Below are 17311 nucleotides of genomic sequence, written 5' to 3' on the forward strand. Positions count from 1 at the left end.
TACCAGCTACCAGCTACCAGCTACCAGCTACCAGCTACCAGCTACCAGCTACCAGCTACCAGCTACCAGCTACCAGCTACCAGCTACCAGCTACCAGGGGATTGAACCGCGAAGGCGCGAAGGGCGCAAAGAGCCTCAAGTTGTAAGCGACCAGTCTCCAGCAGCCAGTGGGAGTGCGCCCTCGACGACAGCACTGCTTGCCATCAGCCGTCACGCACGCTCTCGGTGCCAGCACTTGAGGGCAGGCAGCCACTTTCAACTGGCGGCTGATCGCTGGAGGCTCTTCTTCCCTTTGCGCCCTTCGCGCCTTCGCGGTTCAATCCCCGGCTGGCGGCTGGCGGCTGGCGGCTGGCGGCTGGCGGCTGGGGACCGATGGCTGACCGCTACCCCTCCCCGGTATCCAGCGCGAGGGCCACGGAGTTGATGCAGTAGCGCTCGCCGGTGGGGGCCGGGCCGTCGGGGAAGACGTGGCCGAGGTGGGCGCCGCAGCGTCGGCAGTGGACCTCGGTGCGTTCCATGCCGTGACTGTGGTCGGCGGCGCGCGCCACCGTCCCCGGCGCGTGCGGGCTGTGGAAGCTCGGCCAGCCGGTGCCGGAGTCGAACTTGGCCGCGGCGTCGAACAGCGGCTCGCCGCAACACACGCAGCGAAACAGCCCCGGCCCCTTGTAGTCGTGATAGGCGCCGGTGAAGGCACGCTCGGTGCCCCGCTCACGGCACACCTGATACTGCTCCGGGGTCAGGCGCGCGCGCCATTCCTCATCGCTCAGCTCGATCTCGTCGCTCATCGTCCACCTCCGATTTCTGCCGCTGTCACTGGGGTGCGAGTGGTCGCGCCGGGCCGTCTTGAGCGCCCTGGGGACGCCCCGTATACTCCGGAAGCTCCCGACAGCGACCAGTCGCGGCAGATCCATCGCCCGCGCCCCGGCGCTCGCCATCAAAACGAACGACACCGGAACGCAGACCATGATCCACTCCTTCAATCCCCCTGCACGCACCTTGATGGGGCCGGGACCGGCCGATGTCCACCCGCGCGTGCTCGCCGCCCTCGCCCGTCCCACCATCGGTCATCTCGACCCGGCCTTCGTCGCCATGATGGACGAGCTCAAGACCCTGCTGCGCGGCGCCTTCCGCACCGACAACGCGCTGACCATGCCGGTCTCGGCCCCCGGATCGGCGGGGATGGAGATCTGCTTCGTCAACCTGGTCGAGCCGGGCGACACCGTAGTGGTGTGCATCAACGGGGTGTTCGGCACGCGGATGAAGGAGAACGTCGAGCGCGCCGGCGCCACCGCGGTGGTGGTCGAGGGCACCTGGGGGCGCGCCGTCGACCCCGAGCAGGTCGAGCGCACCCTCGCCGCCCATCCCGAGGCGCGCATCCTCGCCTTCGTCCATGCCGAGACCAGCACCGGCGCCTGCTCCGATGCCCAGGCGCTGGCCGAGATCGCGCGCCGTCACGACTGCCTGACCATCTGCGACGCGGTCACCTCGCTCGGCGGCAGCCCGTTGGAGGTCGACGCCTGGGGGCTCGACGCGGTCTACTCGGGCTCGCAGAAGTGTCTCAGCTGCACCCCGGGGCTGGCCCCGGTGACCTTCAGCGAGCGCGCGCTCGACAAGGTCCGCGCCCGCACCACCAAGGTCAACAGCTGGTTCCTCGACCTCAACCTGATCATGGGCTACTGGAGCGGCGAGCAGAAGCGCAGCTACCACCACACCGCCCCGGTCAACGCCCTCTACGCCCTGCACGAGTCGCTGGTGATGCTCGCCGAGGAGGGCATCGAACAGGCCTGGGCGCGGCACGCCCATCACCACCAGGCACTGCGCGCCGGGCTCGAGGCCCTGGGGCTGGAGCTGATCGTGCCCGAGGCCGAGCGCCTGCCACAGCTCAACGCCGTGGCGGTGCCGGCCGGGATCGACGAGGCCGAGATCCGCACCCGGCTGCTCGCGCGCTACAACCTCGAACTCGGCGCCGGGCTCGGCAGCCTCGCCGGCAAGGTGTGGCGCATCGGGCTGATGGGCTACAGCAGCCGTCCCGAGAACATCCTGCTCTGTCTCGGCGCGCTCGGCACCGAACTCGGCGCGCTCGGCCACCAGACCGACACCGGCGCGGCGCGCGCCGCGGCGCGCGCGGTGCTGGGGACGGACTGAGGCGGATCGTGGTGCAGCTCGCCAATCGCCGCCCGCTGGCGGCACGCCTGATCCTGATGCTGCTCGCCATGGCGATACTGGTGCTCGGCTACCAGTGGGGGAACCAGTACCAGCGCCGTCATGCCGAGCCGCCGACGATCAGCGGGGTGCTGCTGCGCCCGCCGCTGGCGGCCCCCGAGTTCGCCCTGGAGGACGCCCTCGGGCGTCCCTTCGACCGCGCCCGACTCGGCGCCGACTGGACCCTGCTCGCCTTCGGCTCGCTCGCCGACGCCTCCGGTCAGCGCGCGCTGCAGCGCCTGATCGAGACCCGCAACCGGCTCGCCGATCGGCCCGCGATCGCCGGAGCGCTGCGCCTGGTGCTGATCGACGGCGGCGCCGATCGCGCCCGGGCGCGCGACTTCAGTCGGCTCTCGCCGGCGCTCGACATCGTCTCGGGCCCGCCCGAGGCGCGCGCGCCGCTCGCCGCGCTGGGCGACGACACGGACGCCGGATCGACCCCGATCCTGGTATTCGCGCCGGGCGCGCGACTGCTGGCGATCCTCCCCGGCACCGCCGCCGGTGCCACCCTGGCCGCCGATCTGGCGGCGCTTCACGCCGCCGCGCCGGCGTTGCTCGCGGAGACCCCATGACCCGATCCGACTGGGGCGAACGGCTGTTCGTCGCCCTGCAGTACCTGTTGCCACAGCGTCTGCTCTCCGAGCTGATGCACCGTCTCTCACGACTGCGCTGGCGCCCGTTGAAGCGCCTGCTGATCCACGGCTTCGCCCGCCACTACCGGATCGACATGCAGCAAGCCGCCGAGCCCGACATCGACGCCTATCCCCACTTCAACGCCTTCTTCACCCGCGCGCTGCGCGCCGAGGCGCGCCCGCTCGACCCCGACCCGCGCGCCCTGCTCTGCCCGGTCGACGGCGCGATCAGCCAGATCGGACGCATCGAGAACGGACGGCTGATCCAGGCCAAGGGCCAGGACTACGCCGTCGACACCCTGCTCGGGCTCGATCCCGGCGCGCCGCACCCGTTCGAGGGCGGGCACTTCGTCACCATCTATCTCTCGCCGCGCGACTATCACCGCATCCACATGCCGCTGGCCGGGCGGCTGCTGGAGATGACCCATGTCCCGGGCGCGCTGTTCAGCGTCAACGCCGCCACCGCCAACCGGGTGCCGGGGCTGTTCGCCCGCAACGAGCGTCTGGTGACCCGCTTCGAGACCGCGGCCGGCGAGCTGGCGCAGGTGCTGGTGGGGGCGATCTTCGTCGGCGGCATCGAGACGGTGTGGTCCGGGGTGGTGACGCCGCCGCACCGGCTCGGGCCGCCCAACCGTCTGGACTATCGCGAGGCCGCGCCGGTAGAACTCGCGCGCGGCGCCGAGATGGGCCGCTTCAACCTCGGCTCGACCGTGGTGGTGCTGCTGCCGCGCGGGCGCGTCGACTGGGAGACCGGGCTCGCCCCGGGACAGACGGTGCGCCTCGGCCAGCGCCTCGGCACCCTCGCCGACTAGACCCGTTCAGCCGCGCCCGCCGTGCCGCGCGCGCGCGGCACGGTCGAGTGCGGCGAGGCGTTCGAGCTTCTCGCGGATACGGATCTCCAGCCCACGCTCGACCGGCGCGTAATAGCGCCGCTCGCCCAGCTCGTCGGGGAAGTAGCGCTCGTCGGCGGCATAGCCCTCGGGCTCGTCGTGGGCATAGCGATAGCGCCGACCGTGACCGAGTTCCTTCATCAGCCGCGTCGGCGCATTGCGCAGATGCAGCGGCACCCCCAGCGAGCCCGAGGCGCGGGCATCGGCCTGAGCGGCCTTCCAGGCGGTGTAGACGGCGTTGCTCTTGGCCGCGCAGGCGAGATAGACGGTCGCCTGTGCCAGCGCCAGCTCGCCCTCGGGCGAACCGAGCCGCGCCTGCGCCTCCCAGGCGTTGAGCGCCAGATCGAGCGCGCGCGGGTCGGCGTTGCCGATGTCCTCGCTGGCGATACGCACCAGGCGGCGCGCCAGATAGAGCGGGTCGCAGCCGCCGTCGAGCATCCGCGCCAGCCAGTAGAGCGCGGCATCCGGCGCCGAGCCGCGCACCGACTTGTGCAGCGCCGAGATCTGGTCGTAGAAGTCGTCGCCGCCGCGATCGAAGCGGCGCAGCGAGGCGCTGGCCACCGCCGCCACCGTCTCGCGCCCGATCACCGCGCCCGTATCGACCGCTGCGGCAGCCAGCTCCAGCAGGTTGAGCGCGCTGCGCGCATCGCCGTCGGCGCCCTCGGCGATCAACCGCGCCGCCTCGGGGTCGAGCGCGAGACGGCGCGCGGCCAGCCCGCCGCGCGGGTCATGCAGCGCGCGTTCGAGCACCGCGACCAGATCATCGCTACCGAGTGACTGCAGCACATAGACCCGGGCGCGCGAGAGCAGCGCGTTGTTGAGCGCGAACGAGGGGTTCTCGGTAGTGGCGCCGATGAAGGTCAGGGTGCCGTCCTCAACGTGCGGCAGGAAGGCGTCCTGCTGGGCCTTGTTGAAGCGGTGCACCTCGTCGATGAACAACAGGCTGGCGCTGCCGTCGGCGGCCAGCCGCGCCTGGGCGCGGGCGACCGCCTCGCGGATCTCCTTGACCCCGGCGAGCACCGCCGAGAGGGTGATCAGCTCGGCCTCGGCGCGCGCGGCGATCAGCCGCGCCAGGGTGGTCTTGCCGGTGCCGGGCGGTCCCCAGAGGATCATCGAATGGGCATGCCCCGACTCGAGCGCGCGACGCAGCGGCTTGTCGGGACCGAGCAGGTGCGACTGCCCGCGGAAATCCTCGAGAGAGGCCGGGCGCAGCCGCTCGGCGAGCGGGGTCTGGGGGTTGTCGCGGGTCGCGGGCATGGCTCAGTCGAAGGAGAGGAAGTCGTCGACCGCGCTGCGATCGATCTCGAACAGGTCGGGTTCGAGCGCGAGGTTGCGGGTCGCCGCGCTGAAGTCGAGCCGGGTGTTCTGACCGAAGCCGTCCTCCATGATCAGGCTCTCGAGGCCATCGCTGCCGAAGCCGAGCTCGATGCGCTCGACCTCGGCGTCGGCGTCGAGCGGACGCAGCGCCACCCAGGCGCGCCCATCCGTGCTCGGCAGCTCGCTGACGGCGAAGTGCTCGGTGATCGGCGCGCCGCTGGCGAGCAGCAGCGCCGGGGTGCCGCGCAGCGCCCGCTCCTGGCTCTGGTGGGTGACCTGCTCGAGTTCCAGGTCGTGGACATAGACGCGCTTGCCGTCGGCGATGATCACCTGCGCCACCGGGTCGTCGTATTCCCAGCGAAAGCGACCCGGGCGCTGCAGATAGAAGCGTCCGTGCGATTCGGTCATCTGGGTGCGCGCGGCATTGAAGGTGTACTGCACGAAGTCCGCGCGCAGGCTGTCGAGACCGGCGAGATAGCGCTCGAGACGCTGCGCGCCCTCCCCGGCGAACGCCGCGACGGGCAACAGCAAGGCGAGCAGGACGGCGCCGAGGGCGCGGGCGGACAGGGTCGCTCGAATCACGCGATCACTCCTCCTGTGGCGGCGGGACCAGGACCTCGCGGTTGCCGTTGGTCTCGGCCGGGCTGACGATGCCGATACGCTCCATCTCCTCGATCAGGCGCGCGGCGCGGTTGTAACCGATCTTGAGCCGGCGCTGCACCCCGGAGATGGAGGCGCGACGGGTCTCGACGACGATCTGCACCGCCTCGTCGAACAGCGGGTCGGTGTCCTCGGTGTCGCCGCCGCGCGGCTCGGGGTCGATCCCCGGCAGCGACTCGGTCGGCTCGCGCAACACGTCGTCGATATAGTCCGGACCACCGAACTGCTTGAGATGTTCCACCACCGCGTGCACCTCGTGATCGTCGACGAAGGCGCCGTGCACGCGATTGGGGAGGTTGCCGCCGGGTGGCAGATAGAGCATGTCGCCGTGCCCGAGCAGCTGTTCGGCGCCCTGCTGATCGAGGATGGTGCGCGAGTCGATCCGCGAGGACACCTGGAAGGCCATGCGGGTGGGGATGTTGGCCTTGATCAACCCGGTGAGCACGTCGACCGAGGGGCGCTGGGTGGCCAGCAGCAGATGGATGCCCGAGGCGCGCGCCTTCTGCGCCAGGCGCGCGATCAGCTCCTCGACCTTCTTGCCGACCACCATCATCATGTCGGCCAGCTCGTCGATGATGACCACGATATAGGGCAGGTGCTCGAGCGCCGGTGCGGCGCCGAGCGCGGGGTCGTGGAGCGGATCGGCGATCGGGGTGCCGGCGGCCTCGGCCTCGGCGATGCGCTTGTTGTAGCCGGCGATGTTGCGCACCCCGAGCTTGGCCATCAGCCGGTAGCGTCGCTCCATCTCGCCGACGCACCAGCGCAACGCGTTGGCCGCCTCCTTCATGTCGGTGACCACCGGGGTGAGCAGGTGCGGGATACCCTCGTAGACCGAGAGTTCCAGCATCTTCGGGTCGACCATGATCAGCCGCACGTCCTTGGGGTCGGCCTTGTAGAGCAGACTGAGGATCATCGCGTTGATCGCCACCGACTTGCCCGAGCCGGTGGTGCCGGCAATCAGCGCATGGGGCATGCGTGCCAGATCGGCAACCACCGGCTGGCCGGCGATGTTGGTGCCCAGCCCCAGGGTGAGCACCGAGCGCGCCTCCTGATAGGCGTCCGAGCCGAGCGTCTGGCGCAGGAACACGATCTCGCGCTGCTCGTTGGGGATCTCGATGCCGATCAGCGACTTGCCCGGGATCACCTCGACCACGCGCACGCTGATCGTCGACAGCGCGCGGGCCAGATCCTTGGCTAGGCCGGTGATCTTGCTGACCTTGGTACCGGGGGCGAGGTCGATCTCGAAGAGGGTGACCACGGGACCGGGATAGACCTCCTCGACCCGCGCCTCGACGCCGAAATCGGCCAGGCGCAGCTCGACCTGACGCGACAGCTCCTCGAGCTGCTCGGCACTGTAGCCGCGACCGCTCTTGGTCGGCGCGTCGAGCAGCGAGAGCGGCGGGCGCATGCCCTCGGCGGGGATGTCGCGCACCGCGACCGGCACCTGGGCCGGCGGCTCGGGGTCGGGCGTGGGCGCAGAGACCGGTGCTGGCGGCGGCGCGGGTCGCGCAGCGCGCGGCGGCACCGCACTCGGCTCGGGAGCGGGAGCGGGAGCAGGAGCAGGAGCGACCGGGCGGCGCGGCGACGCCGGCTCTGGACGAGGCGCCGGTTCGGGCTCGGGCTCGGGCTCGGGCTCGGGCAGTGGATCGGTCATGGTCGCGCGCACCGCCTCCGGGAACCCGTTGGGGCGAGCGCGCGAGCGACGCCGGGCCTTCGCGCGGGGCGCGGGACGCGGGGTGGGCGCAGGCTCGGGGTCGCCGGCGAACTCATCGGGGTCGATCAGGTTGAGCGCGCGCGGCAGCCCCTCGGGACTGAGCTCGGGACCTTCGCGCAACTGCTGCAGACGCCCCCGCGAGTCCTCGAGCAGACCACGCGCGGCACGCAGCGCCTGCAGCGCCGTGGCCCCGGTGGCATCGAGCAGTCTCACCCAGGAGATCCCCCAAAACAGGCTGAGTCCGATCAGCAGGGTGCCGACCAGCAAGAGGTCGGTCCCGGGGACGTTGAAGGCACCGAGCATGGCCGAGCTGAGGCTGCTGCCGAGCGCCCCCCCGGCGCCGTTCTGCAGCACCCCGCCGAGGGTCGAGAAGTGGATCGAGGCGATGCCGCAACCGGCCACCAGGGTCAGCGCAAAACCGATCCAGCGCAGCGACAGCACCCAGGGGCGCAGCACCACCGCCTCGCCGCGACCACGGAACACCACCCAGGCGCTCCAGCCGACCAGCACCGGGATCAGGTAGGCGAAGAAACCGAACAGATAGAGGGCGCCGTCGGCGAACCAGGCCCCGGTGCGACCACCGGCGTTGCTCACCCGCTCACCATCGCCGACATAGGACCAGCCGGGGTCCTGGGGTGAGTAGGTCGCCAGCGCGAGCAACAGATAGAGCGCCAGGCACATCAGTGCCCACATCGCCCCCTCGCGCAGGATGCGCTCGACATAGTCGCTCAGTGTCAATTGCCCACGGCGGGTAGCCTGTGCCATGAATCCCTCCAAAAATTACTCGCGCTATTATAACCTTACCAAAGATTATTAGTGCGATTTATCCGGGACTCTGGCACACCGTCGCAGGGCTCAGAGCACCTTGCTGACGAGCTTCACCGACATGTCCTGGGGGTCGTTGACGATACGGAAGCCGAGCGACTTGACCAGCGCCAGCATGCGGTTGTTGGCCGAGAGCACCTCGCCGTCCATCACCCGGAAGCCGCGCCGGCGCGCGTTCTGCATCAGCGAGCGCATCAGCCGCGCGCCGATGCCCATGTTGCGCCACTGGTCGGAGACCACGATGGCGAACTCGCAGGCCTCGCCGCCCGGGCGCGTCATGTAGCGCGCCACCCCGACCTGCACCTCCTTGCCCTCGTGCTCGAGCACCCCGATCAGCGCGATCTCGCGGTCGTAGTCGATCTGGGTGAAGCGCACCAGCATCTCCGGGGTCAGCTCCTTGATCGCCTGCATGAAGCGGAAGTACTTGGTCTGCTCGGAGAGTCCGCGGACGAAGTCCTGCTCCATCTCGGCATCCTCCGGACGGATCGGGCGGATCACCAGATCGCGCCCGTCGGGCAGCTGTACCCGCTCGATGAGGTGACTCGGATAGGGATAGATCGCCATGTGGCCGTAGATGCGCTGCTGCGGCGGGCGGTAGTCGACATGGATCGAGGCGTCGACCGCGATCACCTCCTTGTCGTTGCCGATCAACGGGTTGATGCGCAGACCGATGACCTCGGGCAGCTCGCAGACCATCTCCGAGACGCGTTGCAGGATCCTCGCCAGCGCCACCCGGTTCATCGGCGGCATGTGCTGGAAGCTGCCCATCAGCCGCGCGATGCGGGTGTGGTCGATCATCGTCTGGATGATGAAGGCGTTGAGCGGCGGCAGGCCCAGGGCACGATCCTCGATCACCTCGATCTTGGTGCCGCCGGCGCCGAAGCAGATCACCGGACCGAAGATCTTGTCGCGGAAGACCTCGATCATCAGCTCGCGCGCGGCGCGGCTCGACACCATATGCTCGACCGTCACCCCCTCGAGCCGGGCGTCCGGGCGCAGCCGCCGGGCGCGCTCGACGATCTCGGTGAAGGTGCGGCGCACCGACTGGGCGTCGGCGATGTTGAGCTTGACCCCGTCGACCGCGGACTTGTGTTCCAGGTCGGGGGAGTTGACCTTCATCACCACCGGGAAGCCGAGCGCCTCGGCCGCCATCAACGCCTCGTTGGGGGTGCGCGCCATCACCGCCTGCATGGTGGGGATGCGGAAGGCCGAGAGGATCGCCTTGGCCTCGACGGTACCGAGTACCTTGCGCCCCTCGGCCATCACCCCCTCGATGATCAGTCGCGCGCCCTCGATGTCGGGCGGGTTCTCGAAGGCCAGCGGCGCCGGCGACTGCATCAGCAGCTTCTGGTTGCGCTGGTGCACGGCGAGGAAGGCGAAGGCCGAGGCGGCGACCTCGGGGTTGTCGAAGTGCGGCACCCCGTTCTCGGCGAGCAGCGTCTGCGCATCGACCACGTACTGCCCGCCCATCCAGCAGGCGAGCACCGGCTTGCGACTGCCCTTGGCCGCATCGATCACCTCCTTGGCGGTGGCCACCGGATCGCCGAACACCAGCGGCGCGAGGATGCAGAGCACGCCGTCGACCTCGGGGTCGGCGAGGCAGGCGTCGAGCGCGGCACGATAGCGCTCCGGGTTGGCATCCCCGATGATGTCGATGGGGTTGCCGTGCGACCAGTAGTCCGGCAACACCCGCTCGAGCACCTGACGGGTGGAGTCGCTCAACTGCGCCAGGGTCAGGCCCAGCTCGACGGTGCGATCGGCGGCGAGCACGCCGGGACCGCCGCCATTGGTGATGATGGCGATGCGGTCGCCGGCAAGCCGACGGCGGGCGCCGAACACCTGGGCGGCGGCGAACAGCTGGTCGAGGTCGTCGACCTGCACCACGCCGGCGCGATCGGTCACCGCACGGAACACCTCCGCCGAGCCGACGAAGCCGCCGGTGTGCGACTTCACCGCCCGCGAGCCGGCCGGATGGCGCCCGGCCTTGACGATCACCACCGGCTTGAGCCGCGCCGCGGCACGCAGCCCGCTGATGAAGTGGCGCGCGTTGCGGATGCCCTCGACATAGAGCAGGATGCACTGGGTCTGGCTGTCGAGGGCGAGATAATCGAGGATGTCGCCGAAGTCGACATCGGCCGCCGCACCGAGCGAGACCACCGCCGAGAAGCCGACCTTGCGCGGCTCCGACCAGTCCATCATCGCGGTGCAGATCGCCCCCGACTGCGACACCAGGGCGACGTTGCCGCTGCGCGGCAACGCCTCGCCGACACTGGCGTTGAGCCCGTGCTGCGGGCGCATCACCCCGAGACAGTTGGGCCCGAGCACGCGGATGCGATTGCGCCGTGCGGCCTCGACCATGCGCTCCTGGAGCACCTCGCCGCGCTCACCGTGCTCGGCGAACCCGGCCGAGTGCACCACCGCCGCCTTGGCCCCATAGCTGCCGCACTGATCGAGGATCGCCGGCACCCGTTCGGCGGGGATGGCGATCACCGCCAGATCGATGTGCTTGTCGAGCGCCGTCAGGCTCGGATAGCAGGGCTGACCGGCGACCTCCTCGTACTTGGGGTTGATCGCATAGCAGTGGCCCTTGAAGCCACCGGCGAGCAGGTTGCGGAACACCATTCCGCCGATCGAGCCTTCCTCATCGCTCGCACCGAACACCGCCACGGCACTCGGGGTGAAGAGTTGGTCAATGTCGGTCAAGCGCATGGGATCTGCCCTCCGAGGCAGGAAAGGGGTTAAGCTGCATTGAAACCCTCCAAGAGGGACTGATTATCGGCCATCCCGTCACGCCCGGCACGGAAACCGGCCATCGCCTCGGGGCAGCGACGCGCACCCGAGACGCCGGGGATGCTCCGCATTGACCGGGAATCCCCGCCGAGGCGAGGATGGAAGGTCGTGTCGGCGAGCCCGCGCCCAGCGCGTGCGCCGCCCCCCGTGCCAATGATCGCAGCCCGGATGCGTCCGTGTGGACGCCCTGTCGCGAAGAACGAAACCATGCCGGCGGCGCCTCCAGCGGACGCCGTGCTCGACGACCGAGGACCCGACATGAATCTCGCCTTCATCAGCCACCCGTCCTGCATGGAACACCGCATGGGCGAACATCATCCCGAGTGCCCCGAGCGGCTCAACGCGATCGGCGATCGCATGATCGCCTGCGGCATCGAGATGCTGCTGACCCACTACGACGCCCCCGCCGCGAGTCGCGCGCAGCTCGAGATGGTGCACGACCCGGACTATGTCCAGCACATCATCGACACCGCCCCGAGCGACGACTCGGTGGCCTGGGTCGACGGCGGCGACACCGGCATGAACCGCCATACCATGGAGGCGGCGATGCACTCCGCCGGCGCGGTGATCCTCGGCGTCGATCTGGTGATGAGCGACCGTCATCATGCCGCCTTCTGCTCGGTGAGGCCGCCGGGCCACCATGCCGGACGGCGCAGCGGCGGCGGCTTCTGCCTGTTCAACAACGTCGCCATCGGCGCCGCCCACGCCCTCGCCCATCACGGGCTCGAGCGGGTGGCCATCATCGACTTCGACGTCCATCATGGCAACGGCACCGAGGAGATCTTCCGCGGCGACGAGCGGGTGCTGTTCTGTTCGAGCTTCCAGCACCCCTTCTACCCCAACAGCGGCGCCGACACCGACGCACCCAACATCCTCAACCTGCCGCTGCCGCGACTGACCGACGGGGCCGCCTTCAAGACCGCGATCGAGCAGGCCTGGCTGCCCCGGCTCGACGACTTCGCGCCCGAGCTGATCATGATCTCGGCGGGATTCGACGGCCATATCGAGGACGACATGGCGCACTTCAACCTGCGCGAGGCCGACTTCGGCTGGCTCACCCGCGAGCTCCATCAGCTCGCGCTGCGCCATGCCGGAGAACGGGTGGTGTCCTGCCTGGAGGGGGGGTATACGCTGTCGGCGCTCGGCCGTTGTGTCAGTACGCATCTCGACGAGCTGATCGGCCACGTCTGAATCGGCGGGGCCGGACCGCCGTGCTGCAACGCAGCATCAGGATAGACGGGCCGGATCAGGGTTGCAATCCTGCCTCTGGGAGACATATTGCCATCGCGACCATGCGCCCGGATATCCCCCTCATGCGGGCCAGGTCCACGCCCGCCCCAGAGATCCGCACGGAGGGAACTGAGGATGCGCATCCCGTCGCTGCTCGCCGCCGTCGCCCTGCTGGTCACGCTCGAGGTCGGGGCCACGCCCCGCACCGAGACCCTGTTCTACACCGACGGCGAGACCCGCCTCGGCGGCTATCTCAGCCTTGACGACGCCCAACCCGGCCCACGCCCCGGGGTGTTGGTGCTGCACGAGTGGTGGGGGCTCAACGATCACGTCCGCGCCCAGGCGCGCCGACTCGCCGAACTCGGCTACGTGGTCTTCGCCGCCGACCTCTACGGCGCCGGCCGGGTCACCGAACACGCCGCCGACGCCAAGGCGTGGATGACCCAGCTCAGCGAAGACCCCGAGGCCTGGCGCCAGCGCGCACTCGCCGGGCTCGATGTTTTGCGCGAGCGCCCCGAGGTCGACCCCGAGCGCATCGTCGCGCTCGGCTACTGCTTCGGCGGCGCCACCGCGATGCAACTGGCCTATGCCGGCGCGCCGCTCGCCGGCGTGGTCAGCGTCCACGGCTCCCTGCCCCCGCCGCCGCCCGAGCTCGGCCACCTCTCACCCGCGGTGCTCGCGCTGCACGGCGCCGCCGACCCCATGGTGCCGACGGCGCGCGTGCACGCCTTCCAGCACGAACTCGAACGCCTCGGCGCCGACTGGCAGCTGGTGATCTACGGCGGTGCCCGTCACGGCTTCACCAACCCGGGGGCCGACCGCTACAAGCTCGACGGGGTGGCCTACGACGCCCGCGCCGCACAACGCGCCTGGCGCATGCTCGAGACCTTCCTCGACGAGGTGCTGACAACCGCACCCTGAGCGGAGCACTCGAACACGCCCGGATCGGCTACCATCGGCATCGCGCCTCGCCGGCGACGCCGCCGTCCGTTCACACGCACCGATCAGCACCACATCATGTCCGATACCGTCATCGTCTGGTTCAGACGCGACCTGCGTCTCGACGACAACCCCGCGCTCGAGGCGGCGCTGCGCTCGGGCGCACGCATCCTCCCGGTCTATATCCACGCCCCCGATGAGGAGGCCCCCTGGGCCCCGGGCGCGGCCAGCCGCTGGTGGCTGCACCACAGCCTCGAGGCGCTCGATGCCGCGCTGCGCGCCTGCGGCGCCCGACTGTGGATCGGCCAGGGCGAGAGCCTCGCGCTGCTGCGCCGGCTGGCCGAGACCAGCGGCGCCCGTGCGGTCCACTGGAACCGTCTCTACGACCCCGCCACCCGCGAGCGCGACACCGCGATCAAGCAGCAACTCCGTGCCGCCGGGCTCGACTGCACCAGCCACAAGGGCGCGCTGCTGTTCGAGCCCTGGGAGGTGGCTAGCGGCAGCGGCGCTCCCTACAAGGTGTTCAGCGCCTTCTGGCGTCATTGCACACCCCGACTCGCCGAGTTCCCCGACCCGATCGCGGCCCCGGTGCGCATCCCCGGCGTCGAGCTCGACGGCGGCGACACCGTCGCCGAGCTCGACCTGCTGCCCCGCATCCGCTGGGACCAGGGGCTGGCCGAGGCCTGGACGCCCGGCGAGCACGGCGCCCGGACGACCGCCGAGCGCTTCCTCGCCGGCCATCTCGACAGCTACGGTGAGCTGCGCGATCACCCCGACCGCCCCGCCACCTCGCGGCTCTCGCCACACCTCCACTTCGGCGAGATCGGGCCACACCGGCTGCTCGCGCTGACCCGCGCCGCGCTCCCCGCAGCCCTGCCCCTAGGCGAGCACGCCTTCGTGCGCGAACTCGGCTGGCGCGAGTTCGCCTATCATCTGCTCTATCACTTCCCGCAAACCCCGGAGCATCCGCTCGATACGCGCTTCGCCGACTACCCCTGGCGCGAGCCGTCCGATAGCGAGTTACTCGAGCGCTGGCAGCAGGGACGCACCGGCATCCCCCTGGTCGATGCCGGGATGCGCGAGCTGTGGCACACCGGCTGGATGCACAACCGGGTGCGCATGGTCGCCGCCTCGCTGCTCACCAAGAACCTGCGCCTGCCCTGGCAGCTCGGCGCGCGCTGGTTCTGGGACACCCTGGTCGATGCCGACCTCGCCAGCAACACCCTCGGCTGGCAGTGGACGGCCGGCTGCGGCGCCGATGCCGCACCCTACTTCCGGGTCTTCAACCCGGTGCGCCAGGGCGAACGATTTGACCCCAATGGTAACTATGTGCGCCGCTGGTGTCCGGAGCTGGCGCGGCTGCCCGACAAGGTACTGCAACAGCCCTGGACCGCCACCAGCACCACGCTGGCACGCGCCGGCGTCGGGCTCGGCGTCAACTATCCGACCCCCATCGTCGACCTGGCGCAGTCGCGCCGCGAGGCACTTGCCGGGTGGGAGGGGATCAAATCGAGCCCATAATCCACATGTGGCATCGTCAATGCCCCCTTAGAATCGACAGCGGACTTCACTGCGGAGCGATCCCGATGCGCCGAACACGACCGGACCGACCTTCTCCTCCAGCCGAACAACGACGCTGACCTTGGAGTCTGACCCCGTGCCCGTCGCACCCAAGCGTCCGCACCTCTCCTCAACCAACTCGGCGCTGGGGTTGTTGCGTACGCTCTTCGATGCCAGCCACGAAGGGTTGATCGCAATCGACCCCGACGACGGGCGCATCCTGCTCGCCAACCTGACCGCCTGCCAGCTGCTGCGTCTGGACGAACGCGAGCTGCTCGGCCAGCGGCTCGAGCCGCTGCCCTGCTGGCCGGCGGAGCGGGAACTCGACGACGAGCTGGCCGCGGTGCACACCGGCGAGCGGGTGCTCGAGGCCCCGGGCCCGGACCCGCGCACCCCGCTCGAGGTGCGACTGCAACTGGTCGAGAACACACCCAGCGGCCCGGTGGTGCTCGTGGTGCTGTCGCATCGCGAGCGTCGCCGCATCGAGTCGGCGCTGCGCGAGAGCGAGGCGCGCTTTCGCGGCATCCTCGAGAAGCTGCCGGCGATCGCGGTCCAGGGCTACGACGAACAGCGTCGCGTCACCTTCTGGAACCGCGCCAACGAGCGCGTCTACGGCTACACCCCGCAAGAGGCGCTGGGACGGCGGATCGAGGAGCTGATCATCCCGCCGGAGTTTCGCGAGCGGATGACGGGGCTGATCGATACCTGGCTGCAGAGCGATCGCGACCCGCCGGCCGGCGAGCTGCGGCTGCGCCGACGCGACGGCTCACCGGTCGAGGTCTTCTCCAGCCATGTGATGCAGCGCTACAGCAGCGGCCGGCGCGAGATGTTCTGCGTCGACATCGATCTCACCGAGATCCGCGCCGCCGAGGAGCGGTTGCGCCTGGCCGGCACCGTCTTCGACAGCACCGCCGAGGGGATCTACATCACCGACGCGAGCGGACGCCTGCTCGAGGTCAACCGCGCCTTCACCGCGATCACCGGCTATGAGCACGACACCCTGCTCGGTCGGCCGATCTCGATCCTCAAGTCGGCCCGCCACCCCCCGGGCTTTTTCCATTCGATGCGCCGCGCCCTCGCCGAGACCGGCTACTGGCGCGGCGAGATCTGGATCCGCTATCGCGACCGCAGCGTCCACCCGGCACTGCTGCGGGTCAACCGGGTGCGCGATGCCCAGGGCGAGACGGCGCACTTCGTCGGCGTCTTCTCCGACCTCAGCCAGGTCCGTCACTCCCAGGCGCGGGTCGACTACCTCACCCATCATGACGCCCTCACCGAGCTGCCCAACCGGCTGCTGTTCCAGGCCCGGCTCGAGCACGCCATCGGTCGCGCCGAACAGGGACGCGCTCAGCTCGCCGTGTTGTTCGTCGACATCGATCGCTTCAAGGGGATCAACGATGCACTCGGTCACGCCGGTGGCGACGCCCTGCTGCGCGCCGTCGGGCGGCGCCTGAAGACACAACTGCAACGCGACGACACCATCGCCCGCTTCAGCGGCGACGAGCTGATGGTGCTCACCGAGCACATCGCCGACGAGGCCGACAGCGCCCGACTCGCCGAACAGCTGCTGCGGGCCATCGCCGCACCCTTCGAGCTCTGCGACGATGAGCTGTTGATCACCGTGAGCATCGGTGTCGCGCTCTACCCGCGCGACGGCGCCGACAGCTCCCAGCTGCTGCGCAACGCCGAGGTCGCGTTGCGCCAGGCCAAGCATGCCGGCGGCAACAGCTATGCCTTCTTCACCGCCACCCTCACCCGCATCGCCCGCGAGCGCGCCCAGCTCGAACACGAGCTCAGGCGCGCCATCCGCGACGGCGAGCTGCTGCTCCACTACCAACCCCAGGTCTCGCTGATCGACGGCGCCCTGGTCGGTCTCGAGGCCCTGGTGCGCTGGCAGCACCCCCAGCACGGACTGCTGCCGCCGGGGCGCTTCATCCCCATCGCCGAGTCGAGCGGGCTGACCCTCGCGCTCGGCGAGTGGGCACTGCACGAGGCCTGTCTCCAGACACGTCGCTGGCTCGACGCCGGGATCGCCATCGGTCGGGTGCACGTCAACGTCGCCCATGCCCAGATCCAGCGCGGCGCACTCTATGACACGACCCGGCGCATCCTCGCCGAGACCGGGCTCGAGGCCCACCATCTGGGACTGGAGATCACCGAGGGCGTGGTGATGGAGCACGATATCGAGGTCATCGCCGAGCTCGAACGACTGCGCGCCGAGGGCATCAGCCTCTCGGTCGACGACTTCGGCACCGGACACTCGTCGCTGGCGCGGCTCAAGGAGCTGCCCGTCGATCTGCTCAAGATCGATCGTTCGTTCGTCGGCGGGATCGAGAGCCAGGGACAGGATCGCGACATCATCCGCGCGATCATCGCCCTCGGCGAGGCACTGGGGCAGGAGGTGCTCGCCGAGGGCATCGAGACCCGCAAGCAGGCGCTGGCGCTGCGCCGACTCGGCTGTCGGCTCGGCCAGGGCTATCTGTTCGCCCGACCGCTCGCGCCCGAGGCGCTGCCGGACTGGATCGGCTCGCGGGCACGGGCGGACTGAACCG

Annotated in this window: 12 protein-coding genes; 7 read left to right on the forward strand and 5 right to left on the reverse strand. The window is 70.0% G+C overall.

The window, feature by feature from the left end; genetic code table 11:
- Window positions 1-383 precede the first annotated feature (383 nt).
- Window positions 384-785 (reverse strand): peptide-methionine (R)-S-oxide reductase MsrB, encoded by a 402-nt coding sequence (gene msrB / locus EDC29_RS15720; RefSeq protein ID WP_123139731.1) that lies wholly within the window; start codon window positions 783-785, stop codon window positions 384-386.
- 178 nt (window positions 786-963) lie between these two features.
- Here msrB and EDC29_RS15725 point away from each other — a divergent pair, with 178 nt between their 5' ends.
- Genes EDC29_RS15725 through asd form a run of 3 tightly spaced genes read left to right on the forward strand, consistent with a single transcriptional unit; the run spans window position 964 to window position 3646 of the window.
- The gene (locus tag EDC29_RS15725; protein ID WP_132230570.1) at window positions 964-2145 is read left to right on the forward strand and encodes a pyridoxal-phosphate-dependent aminotransferase family protein; all 1182 of its coding nucleotides are present in this window, start codon (window positions 964-966) and stop codon (window positions 2143-2145) included.
- Between the two features lie 11 nt (window positions 2146-2156).
- Window positions 2157-2774, forward strand: a complete 618-nt coding sequence (locus EDC29_RS15730) for a hypothetical protein (RefSeq protein WP_132230571.1) — start codon at window positions 2157-2159, stop codon at window positions 2772-2774.
- Window positions 2771-3646 carry an archaetidylserine decarboxylase gene (asd, locus tag EDC29_RS15735; RefSeq protein WP_132230572.1) on the forward strand — a complete coding sequence of 292 codons (876 nt, stop codon included), beginning with the start codon at window positions 2771-2773 and terminating at the stop codon, window positions 3644-3646. Before EDC29_RS15730 ends, asd begins: the two co-directional genes overlap by 4 nt.
- Window positions 3647-3652: 6 nt before the next feature.
- Here asd and EDC29_RS15740 read toward each other — a convergent pair whose 3' ends face one another.
- The 4 genes from EDC29_RS15740 to EDC29_RS15755 all read right to left on the reverse strand — a co-directional run bounded on the left by EDC29_RS15740 (window position 3653) and on the right by EDC29_RS15755 (window position 10949).
- Window positions 3653-4981: a replication-associated recombination protein A gene (locus EDC29_RS15740; RefSeq protein WP_123139727.1), complete on the reverse strand. Its 1329-nt coding sequence runs from the start codon at window positions 4979-4981 to the stop codon at window positions 3653-3655.
- A gap of 3 nt (window positions 4982-4984) precedes the next feature.
- The gene (gene lolA, locus EDC29_RS15745; protein ID WP_123139726.1) at window positions 4985-5623 is read right to left on the reverse strand and encodes an outer membrane lipoprotein periplasmic chaperone LolA; all 639 of its coding nucleotides are present in this window, start codon (window positions 5621-5623) and stop codon (window positions 4985-4987) included.
- Window positions 5624-5627: 4 nt separating this feature from the next.
- The gene (locus EDC29_RS15750; protein ID WP_132230573.1) at window positions 5628-8180 is read right to left on the reverse strand and encodes a DNA translocase FtsK; all 2553 of its coding nucleotides are present in this window, start codon (window positions 8178-8180) and stop codon (window positions 5628-5630) included.
- Window positions 8181-8270: 90 nt separating this feature from the next.
- Window positions 8271-10949, reverse strand: coding sequence for a bifunctional acetate--CoA ligase family protein/GNAT family N-acetyltransferase (locus EDC29_RS15755; protein WP_123139724.1), 2679 nt, complete (start codon window positions 10947-10949; stop codon window positions 8271-8273).
- A 339-nt stretch (window positions 10950-11288) separates the two neighbouring features.
- Here EDC29_RS15755 and EDC29_RS15760 point away from each other — a divergent pair, with 339 nt between their 5' ends.
- The 4 genes from EDC29_RS15760 to EDC29_RS15775 all read left to right on the forward strand — a co-directional run bounded on the left by EDC29_RS15760 (window position 11289) and on the right by EDC29_RS15775 (window position 17307).
- On the forward strand, window positions 11289-12221 hold the full coding sequence (locus EDC29_RS15760) for a histone deacetylase family protein (protein ID WP_123142986.1): 933 nt from the start codon (window positions 11289-11291) through the stop codon (window positions 12219-12221).
- 174 nt (window positions 12222-12395) lie between these two features.
- Window positions 12396-13181, forward strand: coding sequence for a dienelactone hydrolase family protein (locus EDC29_RS15765; RefSeq protein ID WP_123139722.1), 786 nt, complete (start codon window positions 12396-12398; stop codon window positions 13179-13181).
- A 96-nt stretch (window positions 13182-13277) separates the two neighbouring features.
- Window positions 13278-14720 (forward strand): cryptochrome/photolyase family protein, encoded by a 1443-nt coding sequence (locus EDC29_RS15770; RefSeq protein ID WP_132230574.1) that lies wholly within the window; start codon window positions 13278-13280, stop codon window positions 14718-14720.
- Window positions 14721-14856: 136 nt separating this feature from the next.
- Window positions 14857-17307, forward strand: a complete 2451-nt coding sequence (locus EDC29_RS15775; protein WP_165913554.1) for a sensor domain-containing protein — start codon at window positions 14857-14859, stop codon at window positions 17305-17307.
- Window positions 17308-17311 lie beyond the last annotated feature (4 nt).

It is taken from the genome of Marichromatium gracile (assembly GCF_004343155.1).
Classification (GTDB): Bacteria; Pseudomonadota; Gammaproteobacteria; order Chromatiales; family Chromatiaceae; genus Marichromatium; species Marichromatium gracile.